The organism is Pseudomonas sp. AC211 (genome assembly GCF_979258055.1).
In genome coordinates, this window is the sequence record NZ_OZ409830.1 from 926,738 (window position 1) to 943,696 (window position 16,959).

Here is a 16,959-nt window from a genome sequence, read left to right on the forward strand (position 1 = left end):
CTCAAAGGTGCAGTTGCAGGACGGTTCCGGCTGAGGCCGCAGAGCGCAACGGCAACGTTATGATCTTTCTGTGCGCACACTAGGACGAATCGGCGAATGTAAAAAAGGCGACCCGAAGGTCGCCTTTTTTACAGGTCACTAAGCGCGGACTATTACAGACGCGGATAGTCGATGTAACCCACCGGGCCGCTGCCGTAGAAGGTTTCCGGGTGCGGTTCGTTCAGCGGTGCATCTTTTTCCAAACGCGCTGGCAGATCCGGGTTGGCGATGAAGGGAATGCCAAACGCTACTGCGTCGGCGCCGCCGCTGGCGAGCAGGGCGTTGGCGCTTTCTTTGGTGAAGCGTTCGTTGGCGATAAACACGCCGCCGAAGGCTGCTTTCAGCTCGGCGCTGATGCTGTCTTCGCCTTGTTTTTCACGGGTGCAGATAAACGCGATGCCGCGTTTGCCCAGCTCGCTCGCCACGTAGGTAAAGGTAGCGGAGCGGTTGGAGTCGCCCATGTCGTGGCTGTCGGCGCGTGGCGCCAGGTGCATGCCGACGCGGCCCGGTTCCCATACCGACAATACGGCGTCGGTCACTTCGAGCATCAGACGGGCACGGTTTTCCAGGGAGCCGCCGTATTGGTCGGTGCGCTGGTTGGTGCTGTCTTGCAGGAATTGGTCGAGCAGGTAGCCGTTGGCGCCGTGGATTTCCACGCCGTCAAAACCGGCGGCTTTGGCGTTCTCGGCGCCGTTGCGGTAGGCCTCGACGATGTCGGCGATTTCTTCGGTGGCCAGGGCGCGCGGGGTGACGAAGTCTTTCAGCGGACGCACCAGGCTGACGTGGCCTTTAGGGGCGATGGCGCTCGGTGCTACCGGCAGTTCGCCGTCCAGGTAGCTGGGGTCGGATACACGGCCCACGTGCCACAGTTGCAGGAAAATCTTGCCGCCGTTGGCGTGCACGGCTTTGGTGATGTTGCTCCAGCCACGCACTTGCGCGTCGGACCAAATGCCGGGGGTGTTGGGGTAGCCCACGCCCATCGGCGTAACCGAAGTGGCTTCGCTGAGAATCAGGCCAGCGGAGGAGCGCTGGGCGTAGTACTCGGCCATCATCGCGTTGGGCACGCGGCCTTCATCGGCGCGGCAGCGGGTCAGCGGGGCCATGACGATGCGGTTTTTCAGTTGCAGGTCGCCAATGGTAATCGGGTCAAAAAGAGTCGCCATGAATACAGTCTCCAGTGGGTCGTAAGTAATGAGTCAGTAAGGGGTAGGGCTTGGTTCGAACAACCGGGCTCAGTCGAGCACCGGCTGCAATTCGTTACGGGCATTGTTGGTAAGTTGTGTGGCGATCAGGGCGACGACCGCCAGCGCGGCGGCGGCCAGGGGCACGTCGGTCAGCCCCATGCCGCGGCTGATGACCACGCCGCCCACCCAGGCGCCCAATGCGTTGCCCAGGTTGAAGGCGCCGATGTTCAGGGTGCTGATCAGGTTCGGTGCGTCTTTGCCAAAGGCCATGACGTTGATTTGCAGCGCGGGCACAGCGGCGAACGCCGCCATGGCCCAGAGAAACAAGGTGATCTCGGCGGGAATCAGCGCTCCAGCGGTAAAGCTGAACAGGCTGGCCAACACCGCCAGGCTGATGAATACGCCAGTCAGCGTTGTGCCCAGACGCCAATCGGCCAGCTTGCCGCCGACAATGTTGCCGATGGTAAGGCCGAGGCCGATGAGCAGCAGGGTCCAGGTCACGCCGGTGGGGGAAACGCCGGTCACTTCGCCCAGCATCGGCGCGATATAGGTGAACAGGGCGAACACCGAGGCCGAGAAAAATACGGTGGTGCTCAATGCCAGCCACACCCCGGCGCCGCGCATGGCACGCAGTTCGCTGCGCAGGTCGGCTTTTTCCTGATCGTGTTGATGGGGCAGGGCGCGCCACAGGCCGATAAGGGCCACCACGCCAATGACGGTGACGGCCCAGAAGGTCGAGCGCCAGCCAGCGGCTTGGCCAAGGGCAGTGCCCAGCGGCACGCCGAGCACGTTGGCGAGGGTCAGACCGGTGAACATCAAAGCCACGGCCGAGGCGCGGCGGTTAGCCGGCACCAGGCTGGCGGCTACGACCGAACCGATACCAAAAAACGCGCCGTGGCACAGGGCGGTGATGATGCGGGCGATCATCAGCATCTGGTAGTCAGCGGCGAGGGCGCAGAACAGGTTGCCGGCGATGAAAATGCCCATTAGGGCGAGCAAGGCGGCCTTGCGTGGCCAACTGGCGGTGACCATGGCCATGAACGGCGCGCCGATGGCCACGCCCAGGGCGTAACCGGTGACGAGCCAGCCAGCGCCGGGGATCGACACACCGAGGTCGGCGGCAACATCGGGCAACAGCCCCATGATCACGAACTCGGTGGTGCCGATGGCGAAGGCGGATAACGCCAGAACAATAAGGGCGAGGGGCATGTCGGGTGCTCCGGAAAAGGCGAGGGCGGCTGTGCTTACAGCGCGTCGTGCAAATGGCTGATGAAGGCCTGGATCACTTCTTCATTACGTTTGAAGAAGTTCCACTGGCCGACTTTCTGCCGAGTGACCAAGCGGGCGCGTTCCAGACCGGCGAGATGGCCAGACACGGTGGATTGCGAAAGGCCGGTTTTGACATCGAACTTGCCGGCGCACACACCGATCTCGAACGGGTGGTGTTCTTGCTCAACGAAGTGCGTGTGCGGGTCTTTGAGCCACACCAGCATCTGGCGACGCACCGGATGGGCGAGGGCTTTGAAGATTTCATCGAGGTCGATTGGCATGGTCGTAACCGTCCGTTCGCTAGAAGGTGCCGGGTGTGTATCGGCGTGGGGCGAACTTTATATCGGTGTTTGCCGATATACAGATTGATCGTGGCGATAGTAGTCATCAGCCCGAGTGATCGGCGCAGCTGGGATTGATCCCCGTTCTGCCTCTACACTCGCCTTATGAATTACCTCGCACACTTGCACTTAGGCGGCGACAAGCCGGAACAATTGCTCGGCAGCCTGTACGGCGACTTCGTCAAAGGCCCGCTGGCCGGCCGCTTTCCGGCGCCCATCGAACAGGCGATCGCCGTGCACCGGCGAATCGACGCCTTCACCGACAGCCACCCATTGGTGCTGCAAGCCAAAGCCCGCTTCCCGCAAGCGCGGCGGCGAACGGCGGGTATTTTGATTGACGTGTTTTTCGACCACTGCCTGGCGCGGCATTGGCAGCGTTACGCTGATGAGCCGCTGGCCCAGTTCACCGCCCGTGTTTACCAAGTGCTCAGCAACGAGCCGGCTTTGCCCGAGCGCTTGGCCTATGTGGCGCCACGCATGGCGGCGCAGGATTGGCTGGGCAGTTATGAAGAATTCGAGGTGCTGCAACAGGTGGTGTTCGGCATGAGCCGACGTTTGTCACGGCCGCAGATGTTGGACGGGGCGATGGAAGAATTGCGCGGCTTGTATGAGCCGCTGACCGAGGATTTTCACGCGTTTTATCCCGAGTTGCAGGCGTTTGCGCGGGGGCAGATCGCGTAGGGGGCGAGGCTTCGCGTTTGCAGGAATCGCGGCTGAAGCCGCTCCTACAGGGTCATCTGTCTGTGGGAGCGGCTTTAGCCGCGATGCTTTTGGGCTAGGCCGCCAGCTCGGTATCTTGCTCTTCAACATCCACAACCTCAGCCTCACCAAACAGCGCCACGCCAATTGCCCGATGCGCCTGCTTGGCCAGCACATTGCGTGAAGCCCCCGCCGTTTCAATCGGTTCCAACAGATGAATGCGCACGCTGGCCACGTCGCTGGAAAGCAGGCGCAGCAGGTGCGACACCAGATCGTCGTCGCCAATGAACGGCGCAATTTCAACGTCTACCTGGTTCTCACGCACATACCGAATGGCCACCGGCTGCGGCGGCGTGCCGGTTTCGATGGCGCTGCTCAGCAGGCGTCCGTGGAAGGTGCGCAGTTGGCGGCCATCGGTGGTGGTGCCCTCGGGGAAAATCAGCAGCGAGCGTTGCCCGTCGAGGTGCTCGCGCAGTTGCTGACCGAGCAGGGCGCTGTCGCCTGAGCCGCGACGAATAAACAGCGTGCCGGCTTTTTTCGCCAGCCAGCCCGCTACCGGCCAGGTGCGCACTTCCGCTTTGGACAGAAACGACAGCGGCGCCAACATGCCCAGCAGCGGGATGTCGGTCCAGGAAATGTGGTTGCTGATCCACAGCATCGGCCGTTGCGGCAGGCTGCCGAGCACTTCTATCTGAAACGGCAGTGCGCCGCTCAGACGGGCCAGAAACCAGCGGGTCAAGCGTTGGCGAATAGCACTTTCGTTGCGCAGGTGCAGGCGCTCCACCACGGTCATGGTGGTCGCCACCAGCAGGCCCAGGCCCACCGTGGCCAGCAACCTGGCGAGGCGCCCGTACAGGCGCAGTTTGCTCATCAGACCGCCGCCTTGAAGTGGCGGGCGTAGCGCGGGCAGAGCTCGTCGCGTTTGAGCAGAATGAACACATCGGCCACTTGGAAATCCTGGTCCCAGCACGGCTCGCCGCAAATTTTCGCGCCCAGACGCATATAGGCCTTGAGCAGCGGCGGCATCTCGGCGATGACGTTGCTCGGCACTTCCAGGCTCGGCAGCGGGGTTTTCGGTTCGGCGCGCAGGTGCTCGTTGCACAGGTAGCGTTCGCGCAGGCGCTGCATGATGGCCTGAGCCTGAATGCCGCCGTCTTGCATGGGAATGCTGGCGCAACCCATCAGGTAGCTGTAGCCGCCTTCGTTGAGCACTTCGGCTAATTCGCTCCACAGCACGGCGATGGTGCCGCCGTTGCGGTAAGCCGGGTCTACGCAGGTGCGACCAATTTCCAGCACCGGGCCTTGCAGATGCGCAAGGCCGTGCAGGCTGAATTCTTCTTCACTGTAGAAGCGCCCCAAGCTGCGGGCGGCGTTGTGGTCGAGCAACCGGGTGGTGGCCACCAGCTTGCCGGTGTTCAGGTCACGCACGCCGATGTGGGCGCAGTGGCCATCGTAATCGTCCATGTCCAGACCCAATTCGGCGCCTTTGAGCTTGGCGTCGAACTCTTTGCTGAATACGCTGAAGCGCAAAGCCTGGGCTTCACGCAGGGCACGAGGGCCGACCAGGCGCTCGGCTTGCAGGCGGCGTTCGGCAGTGGTGTCACGAGTGCGGGCGATTGTAGACATCGAGTAGCCTCCATAAGCCGGCTTGATTGGGTTGCAGCCGGTCGACCTTGTTGGGCAAGCTCAGGCTAGGAACACCCGGTGTCATCACCATGAATCTTTAGTGATGCTTGCATGACAATGAACGAGGACGCGCTTATGTACTGGCAACGACTGCTCGGCTGCACCGAGCGCCTGCCGGCAACCGCTGGTTTGGAAGAGTGGTACGCCGCTTTGTTGGCGAACGTGGGCGAGGGCGTGTCGCCGTTCGAGTTGGCGCTGCTCGGCGGGCGGCTAGCCGCTACCCCCGGCTTGGCGTTTCTGGCCGGTTACCAAGGCGCACTGCGCGCGCTGTGGCCGTCGGCGCCGTGGACCTTGGGCGCCTTGTGCGTCACGGAAAACCGCAGCGTGCGCCCCGCTGACATGCAGGTGCGCCTCGATGGCTTGAGCCTCAGCGGGCGCAAAGATTTCGTTACTGCCGCCGATGCAGCCGACTGGTTGCTGGTCGCCGCCCGCAGCGACCTGCCCGGCAACACACCGCAAGTGGCGGTGTGCGTGGCCTACAACGGCGCGCCGGGCGTGCGCGTGGAAATGCTGCCGCCGTTGTCGCTGATGCCGGACGTCAGCCATGGTCGCCTGCACCTTGAAGGCGCGCAGTGCGAGCGCTTGCCGGGCGATGGCTGGGACGCTTACGCCAAACCCTTCCGCTCCCTGGAAGATTTACATGTGCTGACCGCCCTGGCCGCCTGGCTGTATGGCATTGGCGTCGACAACGCTTGGCCGCAAGCACTCAAGCTGCGCTTGTTGGCATTGCTGAGCAGTGGCGCTGAAGTGTCGCGCCAAGGCATGAACGAGCCCGCTACGCATCTGCTGCTGGCCGGTTTGTTCGAGCAATTCAACAGCCTGCGCGGCGACATCGACGCCGCCATGGCCGGTGGCGATCCGCATTGGCAACACCTGTGGAAGCGCGACGCTGGCTTGTTGGAAATCGCCCGCACTGCCCGTGAGAAGCGTCTGAGCAATGCGCTGTCCAGCTTGGCCGCACGGACCTGACGTATCGCGCCGAACCGCCGCCATCTGCGGCACGTTCGGCGCTATTTGCGTTCATGGGCCGCGTGCTAGGGTTGGCGCCTTTGCCAACAAGAGGCCGTCCAATGCCCGCTCCCGCCTTACGCCGTTTAAGCCTTGCGCTCGGCCTGCTGTGCTCGATTCCTCACGCCTTCGCTGAAACCTGGCCGACTGCCGACTGGGCGGTGACGCCCGCCGCCGCCAGCCCAGCCATCGAAGCACTCGAAACCTACGCCTTTCCCACCCGCGACGATGACAGCCGCAAGGGCATTCGCACCGACGCGCTGCTGGTGATTCGCGACGGTCAGATTATTTACGAACGCTACGCCGGGCCGACCAAAGCCAGCACCCCGCACCTGGCGTGGTCGGTGAGCAAGAGCATCCTGGCCACGACCCTCGGCGTGGCGTATGGCAAGGGTTTGTTCAAACTGGATGACCCGGCGGCCAAGTTCTATCCGCCCATGAACGCCCACCCGCAGGTGAAGATCGGGCACCTGTTGAATTGGGCTTCGGGCCTGGGTTGGCAGGAAGGCTACGAGTACGCCCCGGTGCGCTCCAGCGTGGTCGCAATGCTTTACACCCATGGCCGTAGCGACATGGCCGCGTTTGCCGCCAGCTTCGATCAGGCCGCGACGCCCGGCACGCGCTTCCTCTATTCCAGCGGCGACGCCAATCTGCTCGCCGCCGCCTTGCGCGGCATGGTCGGGGATGAGGCGTACAAGAATTACCCGTGGACCGCTTTGTTCGAGCCGCTGGGCATCACCAGCGCCGTGTGGGAAACCGACGCCAGCGGCACGTTCGTGGGTTCGTCTTATGCCTACCTGACTGCCCGCGACCTGGCGCGCATCGGCCTGCTGATGCAGCGCGACGGCCGTTGGGGCGATAAGCAAGTGCTGCCCAAAGCCTGGGTGGACTTCAACCGCACGCCATTCGCCAACTACCAGCCGTCCAAGGAAACCGAAGGCGATGCGGTGCCCGGCGGGCAGTGGTGGCTGAACGTCGCCGTGCCTGGCGCTGCCAAGCCCTGGCCGGATGCGCCGGACGACACCTTCGCCGCGCTCGGCCATTGGGGCCAGGCGCTTTACGTACTGCCGGCGCAAGGGCTGGTGGTGGTGCGTTACGCCGATGACCGCGACAAAACCTATTCCCATAACGAACTGTTGAAACGGGTTGAGGCGGCCTTCGCGCCGACCGCTCAAACCGCTGCGGAGGCCAACTGATGAGCACTTTTATCAAGCGTCGTCCGTTCACCAGCGTGCTGTTGCTGATCGTGCTGGCACTGGCCGCGTTGGCCTGGCAGAACCGCGTTCACCTGGCAGCGTTTCCCGGCATCATCGGCGCGCTGTCGGCCAAGGAATATTGCTCGTGCCGCTATGTGATGGATAACCCGGCGCAGTACTGCCAGGGCTATGTGAAGCAGTACATTCCCATCAGCGGTTTCTTCGACGACGAAGCCAATAAACGGGTAACCGCGCGCGGCCTGGGCAGCACGCAAACAGCCGCCTGGCAAGGGCCGCGCCAGGGATGCCAGCTGTTGCCAAAGGCTGATTCGCTGCCGCAATCCTGAACCGAACCGGGGTTTGCAGGTCAGTGTGAGGCGGTTAAGGTGCCGCCTCATATTCTTACTTGGAGCTCTAATGCGTTCGCTGTTCACCGGTGCACTTGCCGCCTTTGTCCTCACCGCGCTGACGCCGGCCCAGGCCGATTGGTACTTGGATAATGAGTCTTCGCGACTGTCGTTTATTTCCACCAAGAACGGCAAGCTGTCGGAGGTGCATCGCTTTCTGACGCTGCACGGGCAAATCGATGAAGCCGGCAAGGCCAACTTGCGCGTGGAACTGGATTCGGCCAGCACGGGCATTCCGCTACGCGACGAGCGCTTGCGCACCTTGTTGTTCGATACTCAGCGCTTCCCCGAAGCCTTGGTGAACGCGCAACTCGACCTCGCGCCCATCGCCAACCTGGCCCCTGGTGCGCAGTTGGAATTGCGCTTGCCGTTGACGGTCGAACTGCATGGCCAGACCCAGGCCTATAGCGCCGAGCTGCTGGCGACGCGCCTGGATGAACAGCGTTTCCAAGTCGTTACCCTGGCGCCGCTGGTGCTGCAAGTTGAAGACTTCGGCCTCGCCGACGGGCTCGAAGCCCTGCGCAAAGCGGCTGGCGTTTCCACCATCAGTTGGTCGGTGCCGGTGGGCGCTGTGCTGATCTTCACCGCGCGTTAAGGCGTTTTCCTTTTTGAATCAGGAGTTGAGCGTGGCGCGAGCGCAAAGGATGCAGAGCTGATGCCGGGGCGTATTTATCCTTGGCGCACCGACAACGGCTTCGAGTTGTTGGTGGACGGACCACAATTTTTCCCGCGCATGTTCGCGTGCATCGACCGCGCCCAACGCCAGGTGGAGCTTGAGCTTTACCTGGTTGAATCGGGCGCCTGCGTCGACCAGATGGTGCAGGTATTATGCGCCGCCGCGGCGCGTGGCGTTCCAAGTGCGCTGCTTGTTCGACGGCTTCGGCAGCTCGGCGTTTTCGGCAGTCGACCGCGAGCGCCTGGTGCAGGCCGGCATCGAGCTGCGCTTTTACAACCCGATCAAAATCTGGCGCTGGCAACGCAATTTGTATCGCGACCACCGCAAGCTGTTGCTGGTCGACGGTGCCGTTGCGTTTGTGGGCGGCACGGGCGTGACCGACGCCTTCTGGACACCCGGCGAGCCGACCAGTGCCTGGCATGAAGTGATGGTGGAAATCACCGGGCCGCTGGTACAGGACTGGCAAGCGCTCTTCGAACAGCAGTGGGCAGCCAATCCGCAAAACCGCGCCTGGCTGCCATTTTCCCCGGGGCCGCGTCCGCGTTTGCCGGTGCTGCCGGCCGGCGGCGCCGGGCTGGGCCGCGTGGCGTATGCCAACGCCATGCAGCACAGCGACATCGTGCAGTCCTTGGTGCGCGCGTTGAACAGCGCACAGCGGCGCATTTGGCTGGCCACGCCGTATTTTCTGCCGAGCTGGAAGGTTCGCCGCTCGCTGCGCAAGGCGGCGCAGCGCGGCGTTGACGTGCAGCTGCTGCTCACCGGCCGGCAAACGGATAACCCGCCGGTGCGCTTCGCCGGCCAGCGCTATTACCCGAAGCTGTTGCGCGCCGGGGTGAAAATCTTTGAATACCAGCCGTGCTTCCTGCACCTGAAAATGGTGCTGGTGGATGACTGGACCAGCATTGGCTCGTGCAACTTCGATCACTGGAATTTGCGCTTCAATCTGGAAGCGAACCTGGAAGCCGTTGAGCCGCCGCTGACCGAGGCGGTGGTGCAGAGTTTTCTCAACGACTTCGGCCAGAGTCGCGAAATAACCATGGACCTGTGGAAGTCGCGGCCGTTGTGGAAGCGGATGCAGCAGCGGTTGTGGGGGTGGTTGGATAGGTTGGTGGTTAACGTGCTGGATCGGCGCAAGTAGCGGAGGGCCAATCGAGGCTGAAGCCTCTCCTACAGATAGGTGTTTATTTTTAGCATCGAGGCTGCAAACAGTGGATCCCAGCCTTTTGTCGGGTGCCTTCAGCGGGGCACCTCGCTAGTCTCATCGCCATAACCATAAGAGGAATGCGCGCTTGAGCCGACATCACCCGCTGCTTGTTTTGCTGCTGCTGTGCCTCGCCGGTTGCTCCTCGCCCGGCGCCTTTCTGAATACCAATGACGGCCCGTTGTTTACGCCCCATTCCCCCGAGGAAGACCTTGCGCTGGTGTATCTCTATCGCCCGCAAAGCGATTGGGCGGACCAGGAGCTGGAAGCCCCCGGCCTGTTTCTGAACAAACGCCTGATCGCCAGTCTGCCGAGCAATAGCTACCTGGTGCTGGAACTGGACGTGGCTAGTTATCCGCTGGAAATGCGCCGGCCGCTGTTCGGTTCGTTCTGGACGGCGCTGGCCGACGGCATGCTCGATTTCAATCGCATTGCCGGCTTCAATCTGGATGTAGGCGCGGGCGGCACCTACTACCTGCGCTATGACGAGCTCAATCCGCCGCCACTCGGCGAAGGCGTGGCCACGCTGGGGGACGGGCCGTTGCAACTGGTGCCGGCAAGTCTCGCGGAAAAGGAGATCGTGGCTACCCATGAGTTCCAGCCGCCGCAGCGCTTTGCCATGGAGCCATCGCCGGGTTTCTGGGGCGCGTTGGGTTTCGGCGAGCAGTGATCGGGTAGTAGTCGCCTATTACCTGTTCGCCACACGGCGCGGGGATACTGGCTGGGTTGGCATGCATCTGCCCTTTCCCCTGCTGGAGATACCCCGATGGCCGCGAAGAAAATTCTCATGCTGGTTGGCGATTACGTCGAAGACTACGAAGTGATGGTGCCGTTTCAGGCGCTGCAGATGGTGGGGCACACCGTGCACGCCGTATGCCCAGACAAAACCGCCGGGCAAAGCGTGCGCACCGCCATTCACGACTTCGAAGGGGATCAGACCTACAGCGAAAAGCCGGGCCACAACTTTGGCCTGAATTTCGACTTCGCCAAGGTCAAGGCCAAAGACTACGACGCCCTGGTGGTGCCGGGCGGGCGTTCGCCGGAATACCTGCGGCTAAATAAGAAAGTGCTGGATCTGGTGAAAGCCTTCGACAAGGCCGGCAAGCCGATTGCCGCCGTGTGCCATGGTGCGCAGTTGCTGGCGGCCGCCGGCATTCTCAAGGGCCGCGAATGCAGCGCCTACCCGGCCTGCGCGCCGGAAGTGGAGCTGGCCGGCGGCACCTATGTGGAGATTGCCGTTGACCATGCGCACATCGAAGGCAACCTGGTGACAGCGCCTGCATGGCCGGCGCACCCGAACTGGCTGGCGGGCTTTCTGCTGCTATTGGGCACCACCATCACGCTGTAAGCTCAGGTCTTTCAGGCTCGGCGGTTGCCGTCGAGCCTCGCCAGTTTAGGAGCAGGGCGCATGTGCGAGCTCTATGTTAAAGCCGATCCCATCCTTTACGAATCCCGCTCACGCTCGCTGCGTATTTGCGGCGTGGTGACCACGTTGAGGCTGGAGAACCAGTTCTGGGACATCCTTTCGGAAATCGCGGCGGTCGATGGCATGACCACCAATCAGCTCATCAGCAAGCTGTATGAAGAGGTGATGGATTACCGCGGCGAGGTGGTGAACTTCGCGTCGTTTCTGCGGGTGAGTTGCTGCCGCTATCTGGCGCAGCCGCAAGAGAAGCGGGCACCGTTGGCATTGGTGGCGAGTCGGTCGTGAGCAGCCGGTGAATGCAAAAAGCATCGCGGCTGAAGCCGCTCCTACGGGTTCTGTAGGAGCGGCTTCAGCCGCGATATTTTTCGATACTTATGTGAGCCTGAAACCTGGCCGATGTAAGCCATCACTTACAAGAACCCGCTGATGACTTACTTTTGTAGGACAATCACCAGTACAAGGTGACCACGGTCGGAGCCGCTTGGGTGCCTTTCACTTCGCTGACAGCGTTGCTGGAAAGGGGGGCTTCAGAACGCACGCCGTTGCTTTCACGGTCTACACGGAAGCTGTTGATGCCGTCGCAGTTCTGGTTTTCAACACGCAGGGACTGGCCGTTGGCATTGCTGCTGAGTGCGCAGCTGGAGGTGATGGTGATGCCGACCGCCAGATTGCCCGAGGCTTGGCCTGCCTGGGCTTGAGCGCCCATGAACAGCAGTGCGGAGGCGGTAACGAGGGAAGCAAAACGACGGGTGCGGTTCATACTGTTCGCTCAGTGTGATGGTTCGGGTTGACTGCACTCAGGCAGCAAAGCGTTTACAACCATCCGTAGCGAACCGGTTCCTAAACCCGGCGATGCGCGCATATTCCGTCATTTCCTTGGGAGGCGATCCTACCTACAGGGATGTCAGCCTGCCACTACCGTCTGTAGGACATTCGCCATAGTGTCGCGTACGACATCACCTATGTCGCTTTTCCCACACTTTTCTGACGCCAAAAAAATACCCGGCGCTTGGCCGGGTATTTTTCCTTCCTTTAACGACTCAGCGGCGGCTTAAATTTCGACCGCCAAGCTGTCACTTATCTTCTTCTGCCAGATAGCCGGTCCTGTGATGTGCACCGACTCGCCGTTGGTGTCGACCGCCACTGTCACCGGCATGTCTTTCACCTCGAACTCGTAAATCGCTTCCATGCCCAGTTCGGCGAACGCCAGCACTTTGGACTTCTTGATCGCTTGCGCCACCAGGTAAGCGGCGCCGCCGACGGCCATCAGGTACACGGCTTTGTTGTCCTTGATTGCTTCGATGGCAATCGGGCCGCGCTCGGATTTACCGATCATGCCCAGCAGGCCGGTTTGTTCGAGAATCTGACGGGTGAATTTGTCCATCCGGGTTGCCGTGGTTGGACCGGCTGGGCCCACGACTTCGTCGCCAACCGGATCAACCGGGCCGACGTAATAGATGAAGCGACCTTTAAGGTCCACCGGCAGGCTTTCGCCTTTGTTGAGCATTTCCACCATGCGCTTGTGCGCGGCGTCACGGCCGGTGAGCATTTTGCCGTTGAGCAACACGGTTTCGCCCGGTTTCCAGCTCTGCACGTCTTCGGGTGTCAGGGTGTCGAGGTCGACGCGACGGGCCGATGGGCCAGCTTCCCAGACAATTTCCGGGTAGGCGTCCAGCGGTGGCGCTTCCAGCGACGCCGGGCCGGAGCCGTCGAGCACGAAGTGCGCGTGACGGGTGGCGGCGCAGTTGGGGATCATGCACACCGGCAGGGAGGCGGCGTGGGTGGGGTAGTCCATGATCTTTACGTCGAGCACGGTGGTCAGGCCGCCGAGGCCTTGAGCGCCAATCGCCGAGCTGGTTGACCTTCTCGAACAGCTCAAGGCGCATTTCTTCCAGCTTGTTCTGCGGGCCACGGGCTTTCAGCTCGTGAATGTCGATGGACTCCATCAACACTTCTCTGGCCATCACGGCCGCTTTCTCGGCGGTGCCGCCGATACCGATGCCGAGCATGCCGGGTGGGCACCAGCCCGCGCCCATGGTCGGCACGGTTTCGCAGTACCCAGTCGACGATGGAGTCGGACGGGTTGAGCATGGCCATCTTCGATTTGTTTTCAGAGCCGCCGCCTTTGGCCGCCACGTCCACTTCCACGGTATTGCCGGGAACGATGGAGTAGTGGATGACCGCCGGGGTGTTGTCCTTGGTGTTTTTACGCGCGCCTGCCGGGTCGGCGAGGATGGATGCACGCAGCACGTTTTCCGGCAGGTTGTAGGCGCGACGCACGCCCTCGTTGATCATGTCGTCCAGGCCCATGGTGGCGCCGTCCCAGCGCACGTCCATGCCCACGCGTACGAATACGGTGACGATGCCGGTGTCCTGGCAGATTGGCCGATGGCCGGTGGCGCACATGCGCGAGTTGATCAGAATTTGCGCCATGGAATCACGGGCCGCTGGCGATTCTTCGCGCAGGTAGGCTTCGTGCATCGCTTGGATGAAGTCCACGGGGTGGTAATAAGAAATGAACTGTAAAGCGTCGGCGACGCTCTGAATCAGGTCGTCTTGCTTGATCACGGTCATGCAGCGCGCTCCTCTCTAAACACGGGAACATCTAAGCGCGCAGGGCTAGGCCCGGCAGGCTCGGTAAGGCAAAAAAAGGCGCGGCAGTATAACGCGCAGGGCGTTGTTGGCGCACCCGCTGACGATAGACCTTGGTCGATTAACGCACGTGTTGGTGTACTAGGTTTTTTGCCTTCAGCTAGGTACAGTGACGGCACGATGCCAGTACGGGACGGAGCCCATGAGCAGCGCCACTAAAAAGGGGACACAGAAAGCCCTGCAGAGCCTGCTACTGAAGCGGTTTGGCATGGCGGCGGCTACTTATGGATTGGCACTGCTGTTGTTCGGCCTGCTGGTGGTGGGCGGTCAATACTCTGCCGAACCCGGCGCTGCGCTTATTTGTGCGGGCATGGTGATTGTCAGCCAACTGATTTTCTTCGCCATCTTCATCAGCGGCATCAACCTTCGCTTTAACGACCCCAGCCTCACCGCGCCTCAGGTACTCGTCGCCCTGAGCATGCACACCTTCCTCATGTACAACCTGCACACCGCGCGCGGCACGATGCTGGTGTTCTACCTATTGATTCTGATGTTCGGGGTGTTCCAACTGGCGCCCCGGGTGTTTCGCACGCTGCGCCGCGTTCGCGTTTTTTGGTTTCGCCAGCGTGAATTTGTGGGACGCCTACCAGATGCGGCTGCCCGACCCGAAACTGGCGTTGCTGCAAGTGGGCGTGCTGCTGGTGACGTTGGTCTGGTTCAGCCTGTTCGCCGGCTATGTGCAGGCGCTGCGCCAACGCATGCGCCAACGCCGCTTCGCCTTGCAAGCTCACCAGGACACCTTGCGCGGCATGATGCGTCAGCTTGAAGACCTAGTGGCCACCGACGAACTCACTGGCCTGTTCAACCGCCGTCATTTCTTGCGCCTGGCGGCCCGTGAATTGGCCAGCCTCAGCCCTGGCATGCAACACGGCCTGGCACTGATCGACCTCGATCACTTCAAACGCATCAACGACCAACACGGCCACGCCAGCGGCGACCGCGTGCTGCAAACCTTTGCCACGGTGGCACAAGCCTGCCTGCGCGACGGCGATGTGCTGGCGCGCTACGGCGGCGAAGAGTTTGTGCTGTTGTTGCCGTGCACCGACGCCGACCAACTCACCGCGTGCTGCGAGCGCCTGCGTGAGGCATTTGCCAACGCGGAACCGGTGGGCTTGAAGGTGAAGAGCATCAGCTTGTCCGCCGGCATGACCTTGCTTGAAGCCGGCGACGACCTCGACGAAGCCCTGCACCGCGCCGATCAGGCGCTGTACCGCGCCAAGCACAGCGGCCGCAATTGCTGCCACGCGGCGTGGGAGAACAGTGGTGCCTGAACTCAAGGTGAGCGGGCAGGCGTACCCGTTAACCGCTGGCAGTAACCTGTTGGATGCCTTGCTCGCAGCCGGCATTGCCGTGCCTTACAGCTGTCGCGCCGGCAGTTGCCATGCGTGCATGGTGCGCTGCGTTGGCGGCGAACCGCTGGACGCCAAACCCGAAGCATTGACCGCCGCCCAGCGTGAGCAAGGCTGGCGGTTGGCTTGCCAGTGCCGGGTAATGGAAGACCTCAGCGTTGAGGTATACGACCCGCTGCGCGACGGTCTGCCGGCCACGGTGGCGCAGCTCGATTGGCCCAGCGCCACGGTGCTGCGTCTGCGGCTGGTGCCGGAGCGCCCGCTGCGCTATTGGGCGGGGGCAGCACGTGCTGCTGTGGACGGCCTCTGGCATTGCACTGGCCGTATTCGCTGGCGAGCGTGGCGGGTGAAGATCCCTGGCTGGAGTTTCACATCGACTGTCGTCAGCACGGCGCGTTTAGCGACGCGGCGCGGCAGTTGCAGGCGGGCGACATGTTGCGCTTGGGCGAACTACGCGGCGGCGCCTTGCACTACGACCCGGACTGGCAGCAGCGCCCGCTGTTGCTGATTGCGGCGGGCACCGGTCTGGCTCCGCTGTATGGCGTTCTGCGTGAGGGCGTTACGCCAAAACCATGAGGGCGCGATCCGGCTGATGCATGTGGCCCCGAACGCCGAGGCGCACTACCTGGCCGGTGAATTAAACGCCCTCGCTAATGCCCATCCGCAGCTTGAAATTCAGCTGGTGAATGCGGCCGAGTTGCCAGCCGCTTTGGCCGAACTACGCCTTGTTTCGCGGCAAACCCTCGCCTTACTCTGCGGCCAGCCGGCCGTTGTTGAAACCTTCTCGCGCCGGCTCTACCTGGCAGGTTTGCCGCGCAGCCAACTGTTCGCGGACCTGTTCCTGCCCCACGCGTGAGGATGGTTATGAGCGAACATGTACTGGTCGAGCGCGAAGCGGGTCTGCTGACCCTGCGCCTGCACCGTCTGGATAAAAAGAACGCGCTCACCCGCGCCATGTACAGCCGCATGGCCGAAGTTCTGGAAGAAGCCGACGCCGATTCGAGCATTCGTGCCGTGCTGATCTGCGGTGGTGAAGACTGCTTCACCAGCGGCAATGACATCGCCGATTTCCTGCAAGAGCCACCCACCGGCATGGACAGCCCGGTGTTCTTTTTTATGCGCGCCTTGTTTGAAATGAAAAAGCCCGTGGTGGCAGCCGTGGCCGGCCCGGCTGTTGGCATCGGCACCACGTTGCTGCTGCACTGCGACCTGGTGTACGTCAGCCAGGACGCCGTGTTGAAAATGCCGTTCGTGGCGTTGGGCTTGTGCCCCGAATATGGCTCCAGCCTGATCCTGCCGCAAATGCTCGGCCACGCCAAAGCTGCCGAATTGTTGCTCCTGGGCCAGTCTTTCAGTGGCGAACAGGCTGCCGCGTGGGGCATTGCCAACGAAGCGTTGAAAGATGGCGCGGCGACGCTGGCCCGCGCTAAAGAAATGGCCAAGCGCTTCCTGCACCTGCCGCCCAAAGCGGTGGAAGACAGCAAAGGCCTGATGCGCAAACCGGGAAGGGAACAGCTGAGAAAGGTGATCGAGGAGGAGGGCGCTTTATTCAACCAGCGCCTGCGGTCACCGGAAGCGATTGAAGCGTTGTCGGCGTTTATGCAGCGGCGCAAAGCGGATTTTTCCAAGTTCGCGTAACGGCGTCACACAGCCCAAAATGCGTAGGAGCCAGCAAGCTGGCTCCTACAAATCATGATCTGAGGCGTATTTGTAGGAGCGGCTTTAGCCGCGATGCTTTAAAGATCAAAAAACATCGCGGCTAAAGCCGCTCCCACAGGGTTGCATCGTGCCTTTAGCAACCGAGATTTCCGGGGCTAAGGCCAGGC

Annotated in this window: 15 protein-coding genes and 4 pseudogenes; 12 read left to right on the plus strand and 7 right to left on the minus strand. The window is 62.1% G+C overall.

Translation table 11 applies throughout. The features are described 5' to 3' along the window. Positions 1-152: 152 nt before the first annotated feature. The 3 genes from ACZZZP_RS04435 to ACZZZP_RS04445 all read right to left on the minus strand — a co-directional run bounded on the left by ACZZZP_RS04435 (position 153) and on the right by ACZZZP_RS04445 (position 2,773). Positions 153-1,202, minus strand: coding sequence for an alkene reductase (locus tag ACZZZP_RS04435; RefSeq protein WP_122492703.1), 1,050 nt, complete (start codon positions 1,200-1,202; stop codon positions 153-155). 69 nt (positions 1,203-1,271) lie between these two features. Then, positions 1,272-2,432 carry an MFS transporter gene (locus ACZZZP_RS04440; RefSeq protein ID WP_463381925.1) on the minus strand — a complete coding sequence of 387 codons (1,161 nt, stop codon included), beginning with the start codon at positions 2,430-2,432 and terminating at the stop codon, positions 1,272-1,274. A gap of 35 nt (positions 2,433-2,467) precedes the next feature. Continuing rightward, positions 2,468-2,773 carry an ArsR/SmtB family transcription factor gene (locus tag ACZZZP_RS04445; RefSeq protein WP_122492701.1) on the minus strand — a complete coding sequence of 102 codons (306 nt, stop codon included), beginning with the start codon at positions 2,771-2,773 and terminating at the stop codon, positions 2,468-2,470. A 165-nt stretch (positions 2,774-2,938) separates the two neighbouring features. Here ACZZZP_RS04445 and ACZZZP_RS04450 point away from each other — a divergent pair, with 165 nt between their 5' ends. Beyond that, entirely contained in the window at positions 2,939-3,514 is a 576-nt protein-coding gene (locus ACZZZP_RS04450) for an acyl carrier protein phosphodiesterase (RefSeq protein WP_463381926.1), read from the plus strand. Positions 3,515-3,608: 94 nt separating this feature from the next. On the opposite strand, the gene ACZZZP_RS04455 is transcribed toward ACZZZP_RS04450, so the two are convergent. Continuing rightward, positions 3,609-4,403, minus strand: coding sequence for a lysophospholipid acyltransferase family protein (locus ACZZZP_RS04455; RefSeq protein WP_463536296.1), 795 nt, complete (start codon positions 4,401-4,403; stop codon positions 3,609-3,611). After that, positions 4,403-5,158: an L-ornithine N(alpha)-acyltransferase gene (olsB, locus tag ACZZZP_RS04460; protein ID WP_122451943.1), complete on the minus strand. Its 756-nt coding sequence runs from the start codon at positions 5,156-5,158 to the stop codon at positions 4,403-4,405. The genes ACZZZP_RS04455 and olsB overlap by 1 nt, the downstream gene beginning before the upstream one ends. A 135-nt stretch (positions 5,159-5,293) precedes the next feature. Between olsB and ACZZZP_RS04465 the strand changes: the two genes are divergently transcribed. The 8 genes and pseudogenes from ACZZZP_RS04465 (at position 5,294) to ACZZZP_RS04500 (ending at position 11,417) form a co-directional block, all read left to right on the plus strand. Beyond that, positions 5,294-6,187 (plus strand): acyl-CoA dehydrogenase middle domain-containing protein, encoded by an 894-nt coding sequence (locus tag ACZZZP_RS04465; RefSeq protein ID WP_463381927.1) that lies wholly within the window; start codon positions 5,294-5,296, stop codon positions 6,185-6,187. Between the two features lie 101 nt (positions 6,188-6,288). Further along, on the plus strand, positions 6,289-7,422 hold the full coding sequence (locus tag ACZZZP_RS04470; protein ID WP_463381928.1) for a serine hydrolase domain-containing protein: 1,134 nt from the start codon (positions 6,289-6,291) through the stop codon (positions 7,420-7,422). Further along, entirely contained in the window at positions 7,422-7,769 is a 348-nt protein-coding gene (locus ACZZZP_RS04475) for an amidase (RefSeq protein ID WP_463381929.1), read from the plus strand. Before ACZZZP_RS04470 ends, ACZZZP_RS04475 begins: the two co-directional genes overlap by 1 nt. 70 nt (positions 7,770-7,839) lie before the next feature. Next, the gene (locus ACZZZP_RS04480) at positions 7,840-8,424 is read left to right on the plus strand and encodes a YceI family protein (protein ID WP_122492693.1); all 585 of its coding nucleotides are present in this window, start codon (positions 7,840-7,842) and stop codon (positions 8,422-8,424) included. A 60-nt stretch (positions 8,425-8,484) separates the two neighbouring features. Further along, positions 8,485-9,643, plus strand: a pseudogene (locus ACZZZP_RS04485) (phospholipase D-like domain-containing protein). Positions 9,644-9,794: 151 nt separating this feature from the next. Continuing rightward, complete coding sequence (locus tag ACZZZP_RS04490) at positions 9,795-10,376, plus strand: DUF2846 domain-containing protein (protein ID WP_463381931.1); 582 nt, start codon at positions 9,795-9,797, stop codon at positions 10,374-10,376. Between the two features lie 96 nt (positions 10,377-10,472). Continuing rightward, entirely contained in the window at positions 10,473-11,054 is a 582-nt protein-coding gene (locus ACZZZP_RS04495) for a DJ-1/PfpI family protein (protein WP_463536297.1), read from the plus strand. A 60-nt stretch (positions 11,055-11,114) separates the two neighbouring features. Then, positions 11,115-11,417 (plus strand): ribbon-helix-helix domain-containing protein, encoded by a 303-nt coding sequence (locus ACZZZP_RS04500; protein ID WP_122451933.1) that lies wholly within the window; start codon positions 11,115-11,117, stop codon positions 11,415-11,417. A gap of 163 nt (positions 11,418-11,580) precedes the next feature. On the opposite strand, the gene ACZZZP_RS04505 is transcribed toward ACZZZP_RS04500, so the two are convergent. Both ACZZZP_RS04505 and ACZZZP_RS04510 read right to left on the minus strand, forming a co-directional pair. Further along, positions 11,581-11,892, minus strand: a complete 312-nt coding sequence (locus ACZZZP_RS04505; protein WP_463536298.1) for a hypothetical protein — start codon at positions 11,890-11,892, stop codon at positions 11,581-11,583. Positions 11,893-12,183: 291 nt separating this feature from the next. Beyond that, positions 12,184-13,706 (minus strand): annotated as a pseudogene (locus ACZZZP_RS04510) (fumarate hydratase). 220 nt (positions 13,707-13,926) lie between these two features. Here ACZZZP_RS04510 and ACZZZP_RS04515 point away from each other — a divergent pair. The 3 genes and pseudogenes from ACZZZP_RS04515 (at position 13,927) to ACZZZP_RS04525 (ending at position 16,771) form a co-directional block, all read left to right on the plus strand. Continuing rightward, positions 13,927-15,055 (plus strand): annotated as a pseudogene (locus ACZZZP_RS04515) (GGDEF domain-containing protein). Next, positions 15,048-15,989: pseudogene (locus tag ACZZZP_RS04520) on the plus strand (iron-sulfur-binding ferredoxin reductase). Before ACZZZP_RS04515 ends, ACZZZP_RS04520 begins: the two co-directional pseudogenes overlap by 8 nt. 8 nt (positions 15,990-15,997) lie before the next feature. After that, complete coding sequence (locus tag ACZZZP_RS04525; RefSeq protein ID WP_463381935.1) at positions 15,998-16,771, plus strand: enoyl-CoA hydratase-related protein; 774 nt, start codon at positions 15,998-16,000, stop codon at positions 16,769-16,771. The last annotated feature ends 188 nt before the right edge of the window (positions 16,772-16,959 follow it).

Excerpts from the sequence above, each read along its gene's own strand:
- ACZZZP_RS04470 (WP_463381928.1), top strand. The coding sequence starts at position 6,289 with ATGCCCGCTCCCGCCTTACGCCGTTTAAGCCTTGCGCTCGGCCTGCTG.
- ACZZZP_RS04465 (WP_463381927.1), top strand. The coding sequence starts at position 5,294 with ATGTACTGGCAACGACTGCTCGGCTGCACCGAGCGCCTGCCGGCAACC.
- ACZZZP_RS04500 (WP_122451933.1), top strand. The coding sequence starts at position 11,115 with ATGTGCGAGCTCTATGTTAAAGCCGATCCCATCCTTTACGAATCCCGC.
- ACZZZP_RS04445 (WP_122492701.1), bottom strand. The coding sequence starts at position 2,773 with ATGCCAATCGACCTCGATGAAATCTTCAAAGCCCTCGCCCATCCGGTG.
- ACZZZP_RS04440 (WP_463381925.1), bottom strand. The coding sequence starts at position 2,432 with ATGCCCCTCGCCCTTATTGTTCTGGCGTTATCCGCCTTCGCCATCGGC.
- ACZZZP_RS04495 (WP_463536297.1), top strand. The coding sequence starts at position 10,473 with ATGGCCGCGAAGAAAATTCTCATGCTGGTTGGCGATTACGTCGAAGAC.
- ACZZZP_RS04455 (WP_463536296.1), bottom strand. The coding sequence starts at position 4,403 with ATGAGCAAACTGCGCCTGTACGGGCGCCTCGCCAGGTTGCTGGCCACG.
- ACZZZP_RS04480 (WP_122492693.1), top strand. The coding sequence starts at position 7,840 with ATGCGTTCGCTGTTCACCGGTGCACTTGCCGCCTTTGTCCTCACCGCG.
- olsB (WP_122451943.1), bottom strand. The coding sequence starts at position 5,158 with ATGTCTACAATCGCCCGCACTCGTGACACCACTGCCGAACGCCGCCTG.
- ACZZZP_RS04450 (WP_463381926.1), top strand. The coding sequence starts at position 2,939 with ATGAATTACCTCGCACACTTGCACTTAGGCGGCGACAAGCCGGAACAA.
- ACZZZP_RS04525 (WP_463381935.1), top strand. The coding sequence starts at position 15,998 with ATGAGCGAACATGTACTGGTCGAGCGCGAAGCGGGTCTGCTGACCCTG.
- ACZZZP_RS04435 (WP_122492703.1), bottom strand. The coding sequence starts at position 1,202 with ATGGCGACTCTTTTTGACCCGATTACCATTGGCGACCTGCAACTGAAA.
- ACZZZP_RS04475 (WP_463381929.1), top strand. The coding sequence starts at position 7,422 with ATGAGCACTTTTATCAAGCGTCGTCCGTTCACCAGCGTGCTGTTGCTG.
- ACZZZP_RS04505 (WP_463536298.1), bottom strand. The coding sequence starts at position 11,892 with ATGAACCGCACCCGTCGTTTTGCTTCCCTCGTTACCGCCTCCGCACTG.